General features: G+C 65.0%; 14 protein-coding genes and 1 pseudogene. 11 read left to right on the top strand and 4 right to left on the bottom strand.

Annotated elements, in window-relative coordinates:
• Positions 1-340, top strand: a pseudogene (locus AAFP05_RS09120) (copper oxidase); the annotation flags it as partial.
• A gap of 29 nt (positions 341-369) precedes the next feature.
• Positions 370-720, top strand: coding sequence for a DUF488 family protein (locus AAFP05_RS09125; RefSeq protein WP_341729547.1), 351 nt, complete (start codon positions 370-372; stop codon positions 718-720).
• Positions 721-930: 210 nt separating this feature from the next.
• Here AAFP05_RS09125 and AAFP05_RS09130 read toward each other — a convergent pair whose 3' ends face one another.
• On the bottom strand, positions 931-2,109 hold the full coding sequence (locus AAFP05_RS09130) for an aminotransferase class I/II-fold pyridoxal phosphate-dependent enzyme (protein WP_341729548.1): 1,179 nt from the start codon (positions 2,107-2,109) through the stop codon (positions 931-933).
• Between the two features lie 287 nt (positions 2,110-2,396).
• Here AAFP05_RS09130 and nrfH point away from each other — a divergent pair, with 287 nt between their 5' ends.
• Genes nrfH through AAFP05_RS09165 form a run of 7 tightly spaced genes read left to right on the top strand, consistent with a single transcriptional unit; the run spans position 2,397 to position 9,054 of the window.
• A complete protein-coding gene (gene nrfH / locus AAFP05_RS09135; RefSeq protein ID WP_341729549.1) occupies positions 2,397-2,891 on the top strand; it encodes a cytochrome c nitrite reductase small subunit in 495 nt (164 codons plus the stop codon).
• Positions 2,892-2,895: 4 nt separating this feature from the next.
• Positions 2,896-4,374 (top strand): ammonia-forming cytochrome c nitrite reductase subunit c552, encoded by a 1,479-nt coding sequence (locus AAFP05_RS09140; protein WP_341729550.1) that lies wholly within the window; start codon positions 2,896-2,898, stop codon positions 4,372-4,374.
• 26 nt (positions 4,375-4,400) lie between these two features.
• The gene (locus tag AAFP05_RS09145) at positions 4,401-5,300 is read left to right on the top strand and encodes a tetratricopeptide repeat protein (RefSeq protein ID WP_341729551.1); all 900 of its coding nucleotides are present in this window, start codon (positions 4,401-4,403) and stop codon (positions 5,298-5,300) included.
• A gap of 1 nt (position 5,301) precedes the next feature.
• Entirely contained in the window at positions 5,302-6,000 is a 699-nt protein-coding gene (locus tag AAFP05_RS09150) for a cytochrome c biogenesis protein CcdA (RefSeq protein ID WP_341729552.1), read from the top strand.
• A gap of 10 nt (positions 6,001-6,010) precedes the next feature.
• Positions 6,011-7,507 carry a cytochrome c biogenesis protein ResB gene (locus AAFP05_RS09155; RefSeq protein ID WP_341729553.1) on the top strand — a complete coding sequence of 499 codons (1,497 nt, stop codon included), beginning with the start codon at positions 6,011-6,013 and terminating at the stop codon, positions 7,505-7,507.
• Positions 7,500-8,441, top strand: coding sequence for a cytochrome c biogenesis protein CcsA (gene ccsA, locus AAFP05_RS09160; protein WP_341729554.1), 942 nt, complete (start codon positions 7,500-7,502; stop codon positions 8,439-8,441). The genes AAFP05_RS09155 and ccsA overlap by 8 nt, the downstream gene beginning before the upstream one ends.
• Entirely contained in the window at positions 8,434-9,054 is a 621-nt protein-coding gene (locus tag AAFP05_RS09165) for a TlpA disulfide reductase family protein (protein ID WP_341729555.1), read from the top strand. The genes ccsA and AAFP05_RS09165 overlap by 8 nt, the downstream gene beginning before the upstream one ends.
• Before the next feature lie 5 nt (positions 9,055-9,059).
• Here AAFP05_RS09165 and AAFP05_RS09170 read toward each other — a convergent pair whose 3' ends face one another.
• Positions 9,060-9,674, bottom strand: coding sequence for a DNA-3-methyladenine glycosylase I (locus AAFP05_RS09170; protein WP_341729556.1), 615 nt, complete (start codon positions 9,672-9,674; stop codon positions 9,060-9,062).
• Positions 9,675-9,818: 144 nt separating this feature from the next.
• Here AAFP05_RS09170 and AAFP05_RS09175 point away from each other — a divergent pair, with 144 nt between their 5' ends.
• Positions 9,819-11,177 carry an MFS transporter gene (locus AAFP05_RS09175; protein ID WP_341729557.1) on the top strand — a complete coding sequence of 453 codons (1,359 nt, stop codon included), beginning with the start codon at positions 9,819-9,821 and terminating at the stop codon, positions 11,175-11,177.
• Positions 11,161-12,063 carry an SMP-30/gluconolactonase/LRE family protein gene (locus tag AAFP05_RS09180; protein WP_341729558.1) on the top strand — a complete coding sequence of 301 codons (903 nt, stop codon included), beginning with the start codon at positions 11,161-11,163 and terminating at the stop codon, positions 12,061-12,063. The genes AAFP05_RS09175 and AAFP05_RS09180 overlap by 17 nt, the downstream gene beginning before the upstream one ends.
• A gap of 37 nt (positions 12,064-12,100) precedes the next feature.
• Here the strand turns inward: AAFP05_RS09180 and AAFP05_RS09185 are convergent, their stop codons facing one another.
• On the bottom strand, positions 12,101-12,703 hold the full coding sequence (locus AAFP05_RS09185) for a histidine phosphatase family protein (protein WP_341729559.1): 603 nt from the start codon (positions 12,701-12,703) through the stop codon (positions 12,101-12,103).
• Positions 12,704-12,899: 196 nt separating this feature from the next.
• Positions 12,900-14,066: a nucleotide sugar dehydrogenase gene (locus AAFP05_RS09190; RefSeq protein ID WP_341729560.1), complete on the bottom strand. Its 1,167-nt coding sequence runs from the start codon at positions 14,064-14,066 to the stop codon at positions 12,900-12,902.
• Positions 14,067-14,068 lie beyond the last annotated feature (2 nt).

The raw sequence follows: 14,068 nt of genomic DNA on the forward strand, positions 1-14,068 counted from the left end.
CGGCATCGCCTATCAATACGACCAGTTCAGGCTGGAGGCCAAGGTGGGCGAACGCATCCGCTTCTGGGTGCTGGACGCCGGGCCCAACCGGGCCAGCAGCTTCCACATCGTCGGCGGCCAGTTCGACACCGTCTATCTGGAGGGCGGCTACCACCTCAAACGGGGAACCGATGCCTTCGGCCAGACCGGTGGGGGATCGCAGGCCCTCGGTCTGCAGCCCGCCCAGGGCGGTTTCGTCGAGATCGTGTTCACCGAAGCGGGCAACTACCCGATCGTCACTCATGCAATGAGCGATGCCGAGTCGGGAGCCCACGGCTACGTCCACGTGACCGATGATTGAGTGACACCCTAGAAACAAGGAGGTCGGCGATGACCGTTTACCTGTTGAAGCGTATCTACGACGAGGTCGAGGACGACGACGGTTACCGGGTGCTGGTCGACCGGTTGTGGCCGCGCGGCATCTCGAAGGAGCACGCCGCGCTGGGAGAGTGGTGCACCGACGTGGCTCCCAGCACCGAGCTGCGGACCTGGTACGGGCATCGTCCGGAGCGCTTCGAGGAGTTCGCCGAACGCTACCGGATCGAGCTTCAGACCTCGGGCCAGGCCGCCAAGTTCGCCAAGCGGATGGCCGACAAACCCACCGTGACGCTGCTGGTCGGCGCCAAACAGCCGGAACTCAGCCAGGGCGCGGTGCTCCAGGAACTCTTGCGGACGATCTAGAGTTTCCGGCCTCTCGGCGCGGTCTTGGCTGCCCGAAGACGGAGCATATTTTCGGGGCCAGCGTCGCAACCAAAGTCGCAACCCCTGCCGCGCAGCAAGGGTCGACCTGCGGTTTTGGTCGCCGGTAAGAGAGCCTATTGGTTCGGCGAACGGCGGCGACCACAACCGCAACCCCAGCCGCGCGACATGTGGAGATCGGCTGATCCGCGCCTAGACCCAGGCGGCCAACCGGTCGAAGGCCTCCTCGATCTCATCGGACGGCCCGGCCGTGCTGATCCGGATGAACCGCGTGCCGTCGGCAGGCGAGCTGACGCCCGGACGAACCGGCGCGAAATCGATTCCCGGCGTCAGCGTGACCGCCGTTTCGTCCAGCACCTTCAGGCACCAGGCCAGCGAATCATCGGTCAGATGCGAGACATCCGGATAGACGTAGAAGGCGCCGTCGGGCGTCACGACGTCGGTCACCCCGATCGCCGGCAGCCGGCGCAACACGAGATCGCGATTGTGCCGGTACCTGGCGACGTGGGCCTCGAGTTCGGGCTTGGCCGCTGCGCTGAAGGCGTGGGTCGCGGCCAGCTGCGACAGTGTCGGCGTCGATAGGTTCAGGTTGCCGAGCAGCAGTTCGACCCGCCGCGCGAGGTCGTCCGGCACCACCAGCCAGCCGATTCGCCAACCGGTCATGCAGTAGTACTTGCTGAACGAGCCGACCGCGACGTTATTGCGCGAGGACTGCAGCACCGAAGCGGTCGCGGCGCCGAACGTGATGCCGTGGTAGATCTCGTCCGAGATCAGCAGGGTGCCGTGCTCGTCGCACCAGCGCGCGATGGCGGTGAGTTGCTCGGGATCGATGATCGTCCCGGTGGGATTCGAGGGCGAGGCAATCACCAGCCCGGCCGGCGGCGCGGGCAGCGCGTCCAGCATCTCGACGGTGGGCTGGAAGCCCGTCTCGGGTCCGCAATCGATCTCGGTGACCAGGCAACCCTGCGCCCGCAGCACATTGCGGTAGGCCGGATAGCCGGGCCGCGCCATGGCGACCTCGTCGCCGTGGTCGAACGCGGCCAGGATGATCGCGGTGAACGCTGCGGACGAGCCTGTGGTGACCAACACTCGTCCGGGATCGAGGTCGACGCCGTATTGGGCGAGATAGTGTTCGGCGATCCGCTCCCGCAGTTCGGGTAGCCCGTTCGCGTCGGTGTAGCCGAGCCGCTGGCCGCCGGCCAGCGCGCGTGCGGCGGCATCGCGCACCGGCGTAGGAGCGCCATCACAGGGCTGGCCAAGGCACAGCGAGATGACGCCGGACCCCTCCGCCCGCTTGATATTGGCGAGTTTCAGCAGCTCCATCGCGTAGAACGGTTCGACATCACCGCGTTTCGACATGCGCACGCTCATGTCGTCGATCGTCTCATCTCCTGCGCGATGGCAGCCGACGGCGGCCAATGGTGGACGTCTGAGGTCGGCGTTCGTCCGTGGGTTGCGAGAGATCGATGAGTGGACGACGGGATCTGCCACGCCAGTCCAGAAGATAAGGTCGCCCTAACCTAAATCCCTTTTTCTACCGGTCACTGTGAAAAATCTGTGATGCAAGGATGGACGGACATAGAAAAACTGTGAGGGGCACCGTAGCCCAGCATGACAAGCGCAGATCCGTCGACGACGAGGCCGAGGGGGTGTGAACGGTGGCGCTTTTGAAACGCATGTGGCGTGGCTTCACCGGCGCGTTCACCGGCTGGACCGGTATCGGCCTGGCCGCCCTGATCGGTGTGATTCTTGGCGTCGGCGTATTCACCATGTATTTCGCGGGCTTCACCAAGTACTTCGGAAACGACCCGGCGACCTGTGCCGGTTGTCACGCGATGAACGAGGAGTACGAGGGCTGGCAGAAGGGCAGCCATGCAAACGTGGCGACCTGCAACGACTGCCACGCACCCCACCACAACCTGATCGCCAAATACGCGAACAAGGCCGAGAACGGCTTCTCGCACTCGCTGAAGTTCACGCTGCAGAACTACCCCGAGAACATCCAGATCCGCGAACACAACAAGGCAGTCACCGAGGCAGCCTGCGTCTACTGCCACGGCGACTTCGTCGACCAGATCTCCAACAGCTCGAACCACACGGGCGAAACCGTGTCGTGCATCCGCTGCCACGACGGCGTGGGACACATGAGGTGAACCGATGAGTACCGACAAGACCGACCCCACCACCCCGGCTGCTGGCGAGCCGAATCAGCCGACCACCTGGACGGGCCCCCGTAAGCGGTGGGTGCCCATCGTGGTGCTCATCGTCTGCATGATCGCCGCAGCCGGCCTGACCTGGCTGCTGACGACGATCTTCACCCATAAGCAGGAAGCCAAGCAGCCTTTCACCCAGGTCGTCGAAATTACCGACACGACCTACGATCCGGCGGTCTGGGGTCAGAACTATCCGCTGCAGTACGAGGCGTACCTGCGCACCGGCGAGATCAACGAGGACGAACTGGTCGCGCGCGAGCCGACCGAGGCAGACCCGCGGCTGTTCGTCACGCAGTCCAAGCTGGAGACCTACCCTCGGCTGGTGAACATGTGGCAGGGCTATGCGTTCGCCGTCGACTACCGCGAGCCCCGCGGCCACGAATTCATGCTCACCGATCAGCAGTTCACCCGCCGGATGCTCGAGTTCAAGCAGCCGGGTGCCTGCCTGAACTGCCATGCCTCCCTACCGGAGGTCATGGACGAACTCGGCGATGGCGACCAGATGGCCGGCTGGGCAGCGATGAACAAACTTCCGTACGCCGAGGCCGTTCAGCATGCCAGCGGACCGATTGCCTGCATCGACTGCCACGATCCGCAGACCATGCAGCTGCGAATCACCCGCCCGGCGTTCATCGAGGGCATGAAGGAGTTGAAGGCCAGCGAGGGCGTCGCTGACTACGACGTCAACCGGGATGCCAGCACCCAGGAGATGCGGGCCTACGTCTGCGCGCAGTGCCACGTCGAGTACTACTTCGCCGGCGATGAGAAGACGCTGACCTTCCCCTGGGACAACGGTCTGACGGTTCAAGACGCCATCGCGTATTACGACGAGATCGGCTGGACCGACTTCGTGCACGCCGACACCGGGGCACCGGTGCTGAAGGCTCAGCATCCCGACTTCGAAACCTGGAGCCAGGGCATCCATGCCGACAACGGTGTGACCTGCGCGGATTGCCATATGGCCTATCAGCGCGATGGCGCGGCGAAGGTCAGCAACCACGATGTGACGAGCCCGATGGAAAGCGAGGCGTCCATCAACGCCAGCTGCCTGACCTGCCATCACTCGACCGCAACCGAGATGAAGGAACGGGTCGACACGATCCAGAACCGCTGGTACGAGGCCCAGGACATCTCGTTCGCGGCCTTCGACGAGTTCATCGCCGACCTGGAGGCTGCGGCCAAGGACGGCACCGCCACCGAGGAACAGCTGACGATCGCTCGCGACTACCAGCGACGCGCATCCTTCATGATCGACTACACGATCTCGGAGAACTCCAAGGGCTTCCACGCTCCGGCGTACTCGATCTCGATCCTGAATCAGGCGACCGACTACTCGCGCAAGGGTCAGCTGGCGCTACGCGGCGTGGACGTCGGCCTCGCAAGTGGACCGGTGAGCAGCGCATCGCCGACCCCGACCCGCTGACAGCGCTGAGAATGAGGAAGTGAGGAGTGCCCGAGCTTCGTGAAACGCCCGCCAGTTCCCCGGCCGCAGTCGACGCCGGGGAACTGGCGCGCTTTCTCGCCTCCGCCCCCGAAAACCTCAAAGGCTGGGCCGACGATCAGCTCGCGCTGATCGACAGCGAGGTCGCTGAGGCGCCAGACGACGACGCCGTCGGTGTCGAAGCGTTCGCCGACGACTTCGACCAACCGGCACCCGACGACGATGCTGTCATTACCTCTGTCTCCGCCTCTGCCGCTGCTCGGGGTACCGGCCGGAGGAACCGGTCGTCCGGCCCCGGCAAGGTGGGCGGCATCAGCACGATCAACCTGGTGCTGGTCATGCTGCTGGCGGCGGCGATCGTGATCATCATCCAGCAGCACGGCCTGAGCAATGACGAGGTGGCCTCCGCGCACAGCCAGACGAGCAGTTCAGCGCTGCCCAGCGAGCTCAGCACCTTCGTGCAGGTCGACGAAGAACAGGTCGCTGCGCTCAAGAAGCAGATAGAGGCCGACCCGTCGGCCATCGCACCCCGCCAGCAACTGGCCGACCTCCTGATGGGCGCCGGGCGCTACCAGGATGCTATCGAGCAACTCGAGCAGATCCTGCAGCTCACCCCGGACGACCTCGACACCCTGCTGGCGATCGGTGTTGCCGAGTTCAATCTCAACCAGGACGAGCAGGCCGAGCAGTACTGGCAGCGTGCCACCCAGGTCGCGCCCGACAATCCCGCACCCTGGTTCAACCTGGGGTTCCTCTTCATGGCCATGACACCACCCGACTACGCCCAAGCCGAGCAGGCGTGGGGCAAGGTCATCGAACTCGATCCGGATTCCGATCTGGCGGCCACGGCGAAAGCCCATCTGGAGCGCGCTCGCGCCGCGTCCCCGACCCCGAGCACGGGTCCGTGAGATGGAGGTCACGATTCCGCTGGCCCTGCTGGCAGGCGTGGTGTCGTTCGCCTCGCCCTGTTTCTTGCCGATCGTGCCCGCCTTCGTCGGGCAGCTGATCGGAGCGGCTCCGGGATCGGCGGTCTCGAAACGCTCGGCGTTGGGCAACACGCTCAGCTTCGTCGCCGGATTCAGCCTGGTCTTCATCGCCTTGTGGGCGTCCATCGGGCTGATCGGGCGCTCTGTGGGGTCTGCGACCGGGGTGCTGCGGATCGCCGGTGGCGCGCTGCTGATCGTGATGGGACTGCAGCTGGCGGGGCTGATCGACATCGGCCTGCTGAACCGGGTTGCCCGGCTGCCGATGCCTGCGAGAAGTCAGGGTGCCGGGGCGCTGCGCTCGGGCCTGATGGGCCTGATCTTCGGTGCCGGCTGGACGCCGTGCATCGGACCGGTGCTCGGCGGGATCCTGGCCCTCGCGACGGTGAGTTCGACCAGCGGACGAGGCATCGCGTTGATGCTCGCCTACTGCCTCGGCCTCGGGCTGCCGTTGATCCTGGTGGCGCTCGGCGTCGTCCGGGCCAATGGGCGACTCGCCTGGTTCACCAGGCATCATGTCGCGGTCTCGATGCTCAGCGGTGGAATGCTGATGCTGATCGGCTTCTTGATGATCACCAATCTCTTCGCCCGGCTGGCCGGCGTCATCCCCGGAATCGGCATCTGAAGGAGCAATCATGAGCCTCGATACGCGCAACCGTTCTCGTCCGGGGATGACCGACGAGCCGGTCGACGGCCTGGACAGCTCCACCGGTGTGTCCGGCCGTCAGGCGCTGCACGCGGTCTACGCGTTCTTCTATAACAAGAAGTTCGGGCTGGCGCTGATCCTCGCGTCCGGACTGCTCGCCCTGTTCGGGGTGCTCTTCCCCCAGATACCGGCCGGTGTGCGCGGCGACCCCGCATCGCTCGACGCCTGGCTGGCCTCGGTTCGCCCGACCTATGGCGGTTGGACCGGCATTTTGAACACCGCCGGCCTGTTCAGCGTCTTCAGTTCGCCGATCTTCCTGGTCGTGATGGGCCTGCTGGCGCTCAGCATCATCGCTTGCACCACCCACCGCATTCCGGTGCTGATGCAGACCGCATTCCACCCGCACACCAAGGTCACAGCAGAGTTCTTCCGGCGCGCTCGGCTCAACGATCAGTTCACCACCCCGCGGTCGAGCGCCGAGGCCGTCGAAGCGATCAGAGCGGACGCGAAGGCCAAACACGTCAGGGTGATCGCCGACGATCGTGGACCGGGCGAGAACCTCTACACCGACAGATGGCATCTGGCACCGTTCGGCACGGTCGTCGCGCACACCGCGTTCGTGGTGATCATGGCCGGCTTCGTGGTCAGCTCGCTGACCGGATTCCGCGATGAGCAGTTCACCTTGACCATCGGGCACCCCACCGAGGTCGGACACGATACGGGGCTGGTCGCCGAGGCCAAGTCATTCTCCGACAGCTACTACGAGGACGGCAGCCCCAAGGACTACGTCACCGACCTGGTGCTCTATGCCGATGGGCAGCAGGTTGCCCGCCAGGACATCCGGGTCAACGAGCCACTCAAGTACGACGGGGTGATGTTCCATCAGGCCTACTTCGGGATCGCCGCTGTCATGCAGATCGCCGATAGCTCCGGTCAGCTGCTCTTCGACGGCGGAGTGCCCCTGGAGTGGACGACCAAGGACGGCTCGCTGAGCTACGGGGTGATCGACGTACCCGGTCGCGACCAGGAGCTCTTCGTGATCGGCTCCGCGTCCGGACAAACCGGGACCGGTATCGATCCTGGTCAGATGCGGATCGAGGTTTACCCGGCCGACAGCGACACGCCGCTCGGCACGGCCGTGCTCGATCAGTCGGGCTCGGTCGAGGTCGACGGCCTGAGATTCACCTTCGAACGCGAACAGCAGTTCACCGGCCTGCTCGTCAAACGCGATCCGGGCACCGGCATCGTCTGGTTCGGCTTCTTGCTGCTGATCATCGGGACCTGCTCGACGATGTTCTTCCGCCATCACCGCATCTGGATCCGGGTGACGCCGGTGGCCGATGGCGGCTCGCTGGTGCAACTGGCCTCGCCAGATCGCGAGGATCCGGGCTTCGCCCGTCAATTCGCCGAGGTCGGTGCCGGCCTCGCAGGCGTCTTGTCAGCCCAAGAAATGCCGACGGAAGAAAGGGATCAGCCCGATGCTTGAGATCTCCCAGGCGCTGCTAGTGGCCACCACGGTGCTGGTGGTCTTCGCCGTAGTCGCCTACGTGGTGGCGCTGCTGGCCGCCCGCGCCGTCAAGCCCAAAAGCGTGCCCGCGACGGTGAAAGTGGGGGCGGGCGCGGCCGCCGGGTCCGCTGAACCACGCAGGCCGGTGGCGGCGGCCGGCGACCAGATCACCGCGCGACCCGGCCGCACGTCGTCCTCGGGTGGACGCGGAGTCGCCTGGTACGGCGGCAAATTCACTCAAGGCGCGCTGATCTTGCTCACCGGATCGCTGCTGGCGAGGTTCTTGGCCACCGGTCATGCGCCGTTCGCCAACCACTACGAGTTCGCCGTCTCCTTCAGCTGGGGCATGATCTTGGCATTGGTCTACTTCGAACACCGCTACCGGGTGCGGACGCTGGCCGTGGTGGTGCTGCCGGTGATCCTGGCGATGCTGCTCTACGCATCGACGCTGTCGTACGCGGCGAGCCCGCTGATGCCCGCGCTGCAGAACAGCCCGCTGCTGACTCTGCATGTCTTCACCGCCGCACTTGCCTATGGGGCCGCAGTCATCGCATTCGGCGCGGCAGTGATGTACCTGCTCGGCCCGCACATCAAGTGGAGTGGCTGGCCGAAGCTCGACACCTTGGACGACCTCGGCTACAAGGCCGTGATCATCACCTTCCCGATGCTGACGATCATGATCATCCTCGGTTCGGTGTGGGCCAATGTCGCCTGGGGACGCTACTGGTCATGGGACCCGAAAGAGACCGCAGCCCTGGTCACCTGGCTGATCTATGGCGCCTATCTGCACGCGCGGGTGGTGGGCGGCTGGCGCGGCAAGCGGGCCGCCTGGCTGCTCGTGCTGGGATTCGCAGCGATCATCTTCACCTACTTCGGCAACCTCTTCTTCGGCGGGATGCACTCGTATGCCTGAGCCACCGACCGTCGCCGAACCCGACTGGAGGGCGCGACTGCGCGGCAGCCGGATGGGCAACGTCGTCGTGCTGGGGGTCACCGCGCTGGCGGTGGTGATCGGTGCGTGGCTGGTGATGCGGCCCGGCGACCAGACCGGGAGCGCGGGGGAATCGTCCGCGGTGTCGAAGGTGGATGTGCAGGCTGCGGCGTCGGCTCCCGTGGTGGGTCAGCCAGCCCCCGGGTTCACCGCGACCGCTCTGGACGGCAGCCAGATCTCGTTGGACGAGTTGCACGGGCGCCCGGTATGGCTGGTCTTCATGGCCACCTGGTGCACGGCGTGCCGAGCCGAAATCCCCGACGTCGAAGCCTTCCATGAGCAATCCGGGGACGACGTGGCGGTGATCGCCGTCTACGTCGGCGAGTCCGGTTCGGCCGTCCAGCCCTATGCCGAGCGTCTTGGATTGTCGTTCACGCAATTGCCGGACGAGCAGACCGCGCTGGCTCAGGCCTATGGCGTGCTCGGGGTACCGGCACACTACTTCGTCGACCCCGATGGGGTGGTGCGCGAGACCCGAGTGGGAGTGCTCAGCCCCGACCAGATCGATCAGGCCGTCGCCAAAGCCACCGCCTGAGATCCTCAGCCCTGCGGGAGCGCTCGGCCGTCCGACCCGAACACACCGGACGAGCCGCGCCGCCAAGAGCCGACCAGATGGTCGTCCACCATGCCGATCGCCTGCATCAGCGCATAGACCGTGGTGGGTCCGACGAATCGGAACCCGCGCTTCTTCATTGCTTTGCTGAGTGCCACGGATTCGTCGCAGACGGCGCGGATCTCGTCCATCGTCTGCGGTGCCGGGGTGCTTTGCGGCAGATGTGACCAGATGAGCTGCACTAGCCCGCCGTCGGGCCGCAGGTCGATGGTCGCCCGGGCGTTGCCGATGGTGGCTTCGATCTTGCGACGATTACGGACGATGCCCGCATCGGCCATCAGTCGTTGCACGTCGGCTTCGGTGAAGGTGGCGACCTCGTCCGGATCGAAGCCGGCGAAGACCTCGCGGAAGCGCTCGCGTTTGGCCAGGATCGTGGCCCAGCTGAGCCCGCACTGGAACGCCTCCAGGCTCAGCCGCTCGAAGAGCCCGCGCTCGTCGCGCACCGGCATGCCCCACTCGGTGTCGTAGTACTGCAGGTAGCCGGGGCTGGATACCGCCCAGCTGGGGCGGGCTCGTCCGCCTTCATCAATGATCAAGTCCATGCAACCATCCTGCCTGCTGGGAATAGTCCCTCTTGACGGTACTTGGCAATGGGTCTAGCGTGCAAAGACAGCGATCGTCGTAGATCGTCTATTGCATAGGATCGGCTTGGCACGGACGCCAAGCTTCAGCCCCGGAGGTGACCCGTGAGCGTCGAGCCACAAACACCGAATGATGAATTCCGCCAGCCAGGAGAAGAACCCGCCAAGAAGGCGTCCCTGCTCCCGCACGCCCCGGGCACCAGTTGGCTGATCCTCCTGGTCACCACCCTCGCGATCCTGATGACCGCCATCGACGGCGGGATCCTGCCGGCGGTGCTGCCGGCGATCGTCGACGAGTTCGGTTTGACGAACGCCCAAGCGGGCATGATCAACTCGGTCTTCTTCGCAGGCACGATCCTCGGAGCGATCTTCTTCGGCTGGATCGCCGACCGCATCGGATCAGGCTACCGGCGCACCTGGACCTGGATCATCGCGATGGCACTCGGCACGCTGGGCGGCGCGCTGACCTTCGGGTTTTCCGGTGCTTTCCTCTCGTTCCTCCTGCTGCGTATTCCGATGGGCATCAGTCGCGGCGGATCCGAACCGGTCAACGTCGCTCTCGTCGGCGAGTGGTGGCCTCGCGAGTACCGCGGCTTCGCGGTCGGTGTCCACCACACCGGCTTCCCGCTCGGTCAGTTCGCCACCGGCGCCTTGATCGCGCTGGTGCTCGGTGTCAGCGGTTGGCGCGAGGCGTTCCTGGTCATCCCGCTGATCGGCATTCCGATCATGATCGCTCAGGCCGTCATCGGTACCAAGAAGCATCAGCAGAATGTCTATGACTGGATCGACGACCACGGTCTGACCCGCCCCACCCAGGAGCTGTCGGTCAGGTCTCCCGGCGACATGATGGGCCCGATCAAAGAGGTGCTGAAGAGCCGCAACGCCCTGCTCTGCATGGCGTTGATCTTCCTCTTCCTCTGGGCGGAAAGCGGCGCGGTCACGTTCTTGACCGTGCAACTGACTCAGCACGGAATCTCGTTGACCCAAGCGGCGCTGGTCTCCGGTGCATCGGGTCTGACCGGCTGGATCGGCCAGGTCGGCTGGGGCTGGGCGTCCGACCGCACCGGCCGCAAATTCGCGCTGCGCTTCCTGGTCATCGGCTGGGCCGTCATGATCCTCCTGTTCATCCCGCTGAGCTCCCTGACGATGGCCTGGGTCGTGCTGATCCTGTGGGGCCTGGTGCGCAATGCTCCGTTCCCCGTTGTCTATGCGCTGCTGATCGACTCGCTGCCGCGCTCGGCCGGCACCGCGATGGGCCTGATGATCGGCATCGCTCTCGGCGTCTCCGGCGTCTTCGCAGCCATGGTTCAGGGTATGGTCATTGATCATTTCGGCTTCACTGCGCACTACGTCATGCTGGCGGTCATCTGCCTCCTCGGTTTGATCCCGCTGGCCAAGATTCGCGAAACCGTTCCCGAGGACGGCAAATGGAAGGCGGCATCCGCTGATGACGAGATTCTCTGATCTGATCGAACCCGGAGCCGAGTTCAAGATACTCGGCGAGGGCATGAGCTGGACCGAGGGACCGCTTTGGCTTGCCGACCGGCAGGCCTGCATCTTCAGCGACATCCGCAACAACGCCATCATGGCCTGGTCGGAGCACGACCAGGAGTTGTCTGTGTTCGCCAGCAACGTCGAGTTCACCAACGGACGCGCGATCGATCGCAATGGCGACATAGTCGAGTGCAGCCATGGCCGGCGCGCCATCCAGCGCCGCAGTGCGGCCACCGGTGAGGTCACGGTCTTGGTGGATCACTTCGGGGGCGTCCGGCTGAATTCGCCCAACGATGTCGTCGTGGCATCCGACGGAGCGATCTGGTTCTCCGACCCCGCCTACGGTCTTGAGATGCCCGGTGAGGGATACCCCGGGGAGCGTGAATACGGGGACCGCTGGGTCTTCCGCTTCGACGAGTTGACCGGGATGCTCTGGCCGGTGGTGACCGATGTAATCGCCCCGAACGGGCTGGCGTTCTCGCCGGACGAGTCGGTGCTCTATATCTGCGATTCGTCGAACTCGGGTGGTGAGGACGGCCCTGGACGCCATATCCGCGCCTACGACGTGATCGACGGCCGGCTCGCCAAGTGGGGCCGCACGATCATCGAGATCGACAACGAGGTGCCCGACGGCATGAAGGTCGACTGCGAAGGACGCATCTGGTCGTCCGCTGGCGATGGTGTGCGGGTCTTCGAGCCGGACGGCACCGAGATCGGACGCATCACAACGCCGGTCCGGGTCGCCAACCTCTGCTGGGGCGGCCACGACGGCCGCACCCTGTTCATGTGTGCCACCGACAAGCTGCTGAGCATCCGGACGACCACCACCGACGCCACCTGGGCCCGCCGCGGCTGATCCGGCTCCCGGACGCGGGCGTGCGATCAGGGGGCGCTCAGTCCCAACTCTTGGCGATCAACTCGGCGCATACCGCCCCGTCTTCGCGCCAGGCGTCGATGACGACGATGCCGGTGTTGGGGATGAAGCCGATCTGCCCGCCGAAGACATCGTTCATGGTCATGCGCAGCACGGTGCCATGGGTCGCGCAGATAGCCTGTGCCTCGGGGAACTGGTCGACCAGCGTCGAGATCGCGTATCGTCCGCGTTCGACCACCAGCGACCCCGGCTCAGCACCGGGAATGAGCTCGCGTGCTGCGAACTCGTCCACCTGCCCCATCAGCGGCCAGCGCTCCACGCACCCCTCGAAGGTGAGTCCCTCGGCTGCGCCCCAGTCGCGCTCGGTGAGGGTGGGTAACGCTGAGCGCCTGTCGATCGACACGGCGTCCGCGATGATCGCGCCGGTCTCGGCTGCCCGCGACAACGGCGAATACCGGACGAAATCCCAGCGAGCATCCGGCAGATTCGCGAGCAGCCAACCTGCTGCCTGGTGGGCCTGGCCGCGGCCGGTGTCGTTGAGCTCGATATTGGACGAGCCCTGGAATCGGTCGGTCGCATTCCAAGAGGTCTGGCCATGCCGCACGAATGCGATCCGGGTCACAGTGCACCTGCTTCTGAGTCGTTGCTGGGTCGGGGGAACCAACCATGATGCTACCCACAACAATCCAGTGGTTCGCGACATATCGGCACGGTCCAACGCGCTTGGATGCCCTGCAGATCGTCCCACACCGTCGGTGGAGGCCTGAATCGGGGATCTGGCGAGCATTGAAGCGTGTTGGGGGGGTAGCGCGCCGGTATCAGTCGCGTTGGTAGATGTCTCGGGTGTACACCTTGTCGGCCACGTCACGCAGTTCGTCGACCAGCCGATTCGACACGATCAGATCGGCACGGCGCTTGAACTCATCGAGGTCGCGCACCACCGGTGATCCGAAGAACTCGTCTCGATCCAGATACGGTTCGAAGACGATCACCGGGATCCCCTTCGCTTTGATCCGTTTCATCACACCCTGCACCGACGACGCCCGGAAATTGTCCGAACCGGTCTTCATCGTCAACCGGTAGATCCCCACCACACCAGGGTCACGGCGCAGAATGTCGTCCGCGATGAAATCCTTCCGCGTCCTGTTCGCGTCCACCACCGCCGCGATCAGGTTCTGCGGCACCTCCGAATAGTTCGCCAACAACTGCTTGGTGTCCTTCGGCAGGCAGTAGCCCCCGTACCCGAACGACGGATTGTTGTAATGCGAACCGATCCTAGGATCCAGCCCGACCCCTTCGATGATCTGCGCCGTATCCAGACCGCGGGTGGCCGCGTAGGTGTCCAACTCGTTGAAATAGGCGACCCGCAACGCCAGGTAGGTGTTCGAGAAGAGCTTGATCGCTTCGGCCTCGGTCGGATCGGTCAACAACACCGGTGCATCATGATCGACGGTGCCCTCCAGCAGCAGCTCCGCAAACCTGCGGCCCGCCGCACCCCGGTCGCCGACCACGATCCGCGACGGATGCAAGTTGTCGTACAGCGCCCGGCCTTCGCGCAGAAACTCCGGAGAAAACACGATCGTCGCGCCCCGGTGTCGCTCCCGCATCCGCTGGGTGAACCCGACCGGCACCGTCGACTTGATCACAATCGTGGCCGCAGGGTTCACCACCAGCGCGTCGGCGACCGCGGACTCCACCGAGCAGGTGTTGAAGAAGTCCGCGGCATCGTCATAATCGGTGGGTGTGGCGACCACGATCAGATCCGCGCCCTGATACGCGGCCGGGGCGTCGGTGGTCGCGGTCAACGACAACCCGGCATGAGCCAGATAGTCCTCCAGCTCCGGGTCCTCGACCGGAGACCGGCGCCGGTTGATCGACGCCACCTTGGCCGCATCGATATCCACCGCCACAACATCATGATGCTGCGCCAAAATCACCGCATTCGACAGGCCGACATACCCGGTACCGACCACCACGATCCTCACGG

The organism is Brooklawnia sp., from assembly GCF_032229645.1.
GTDB lineage: Bacteria > Actinomycetota > Actinomycetes > Propionibacteriales > Propionibacteriaceae > Brooklawnia.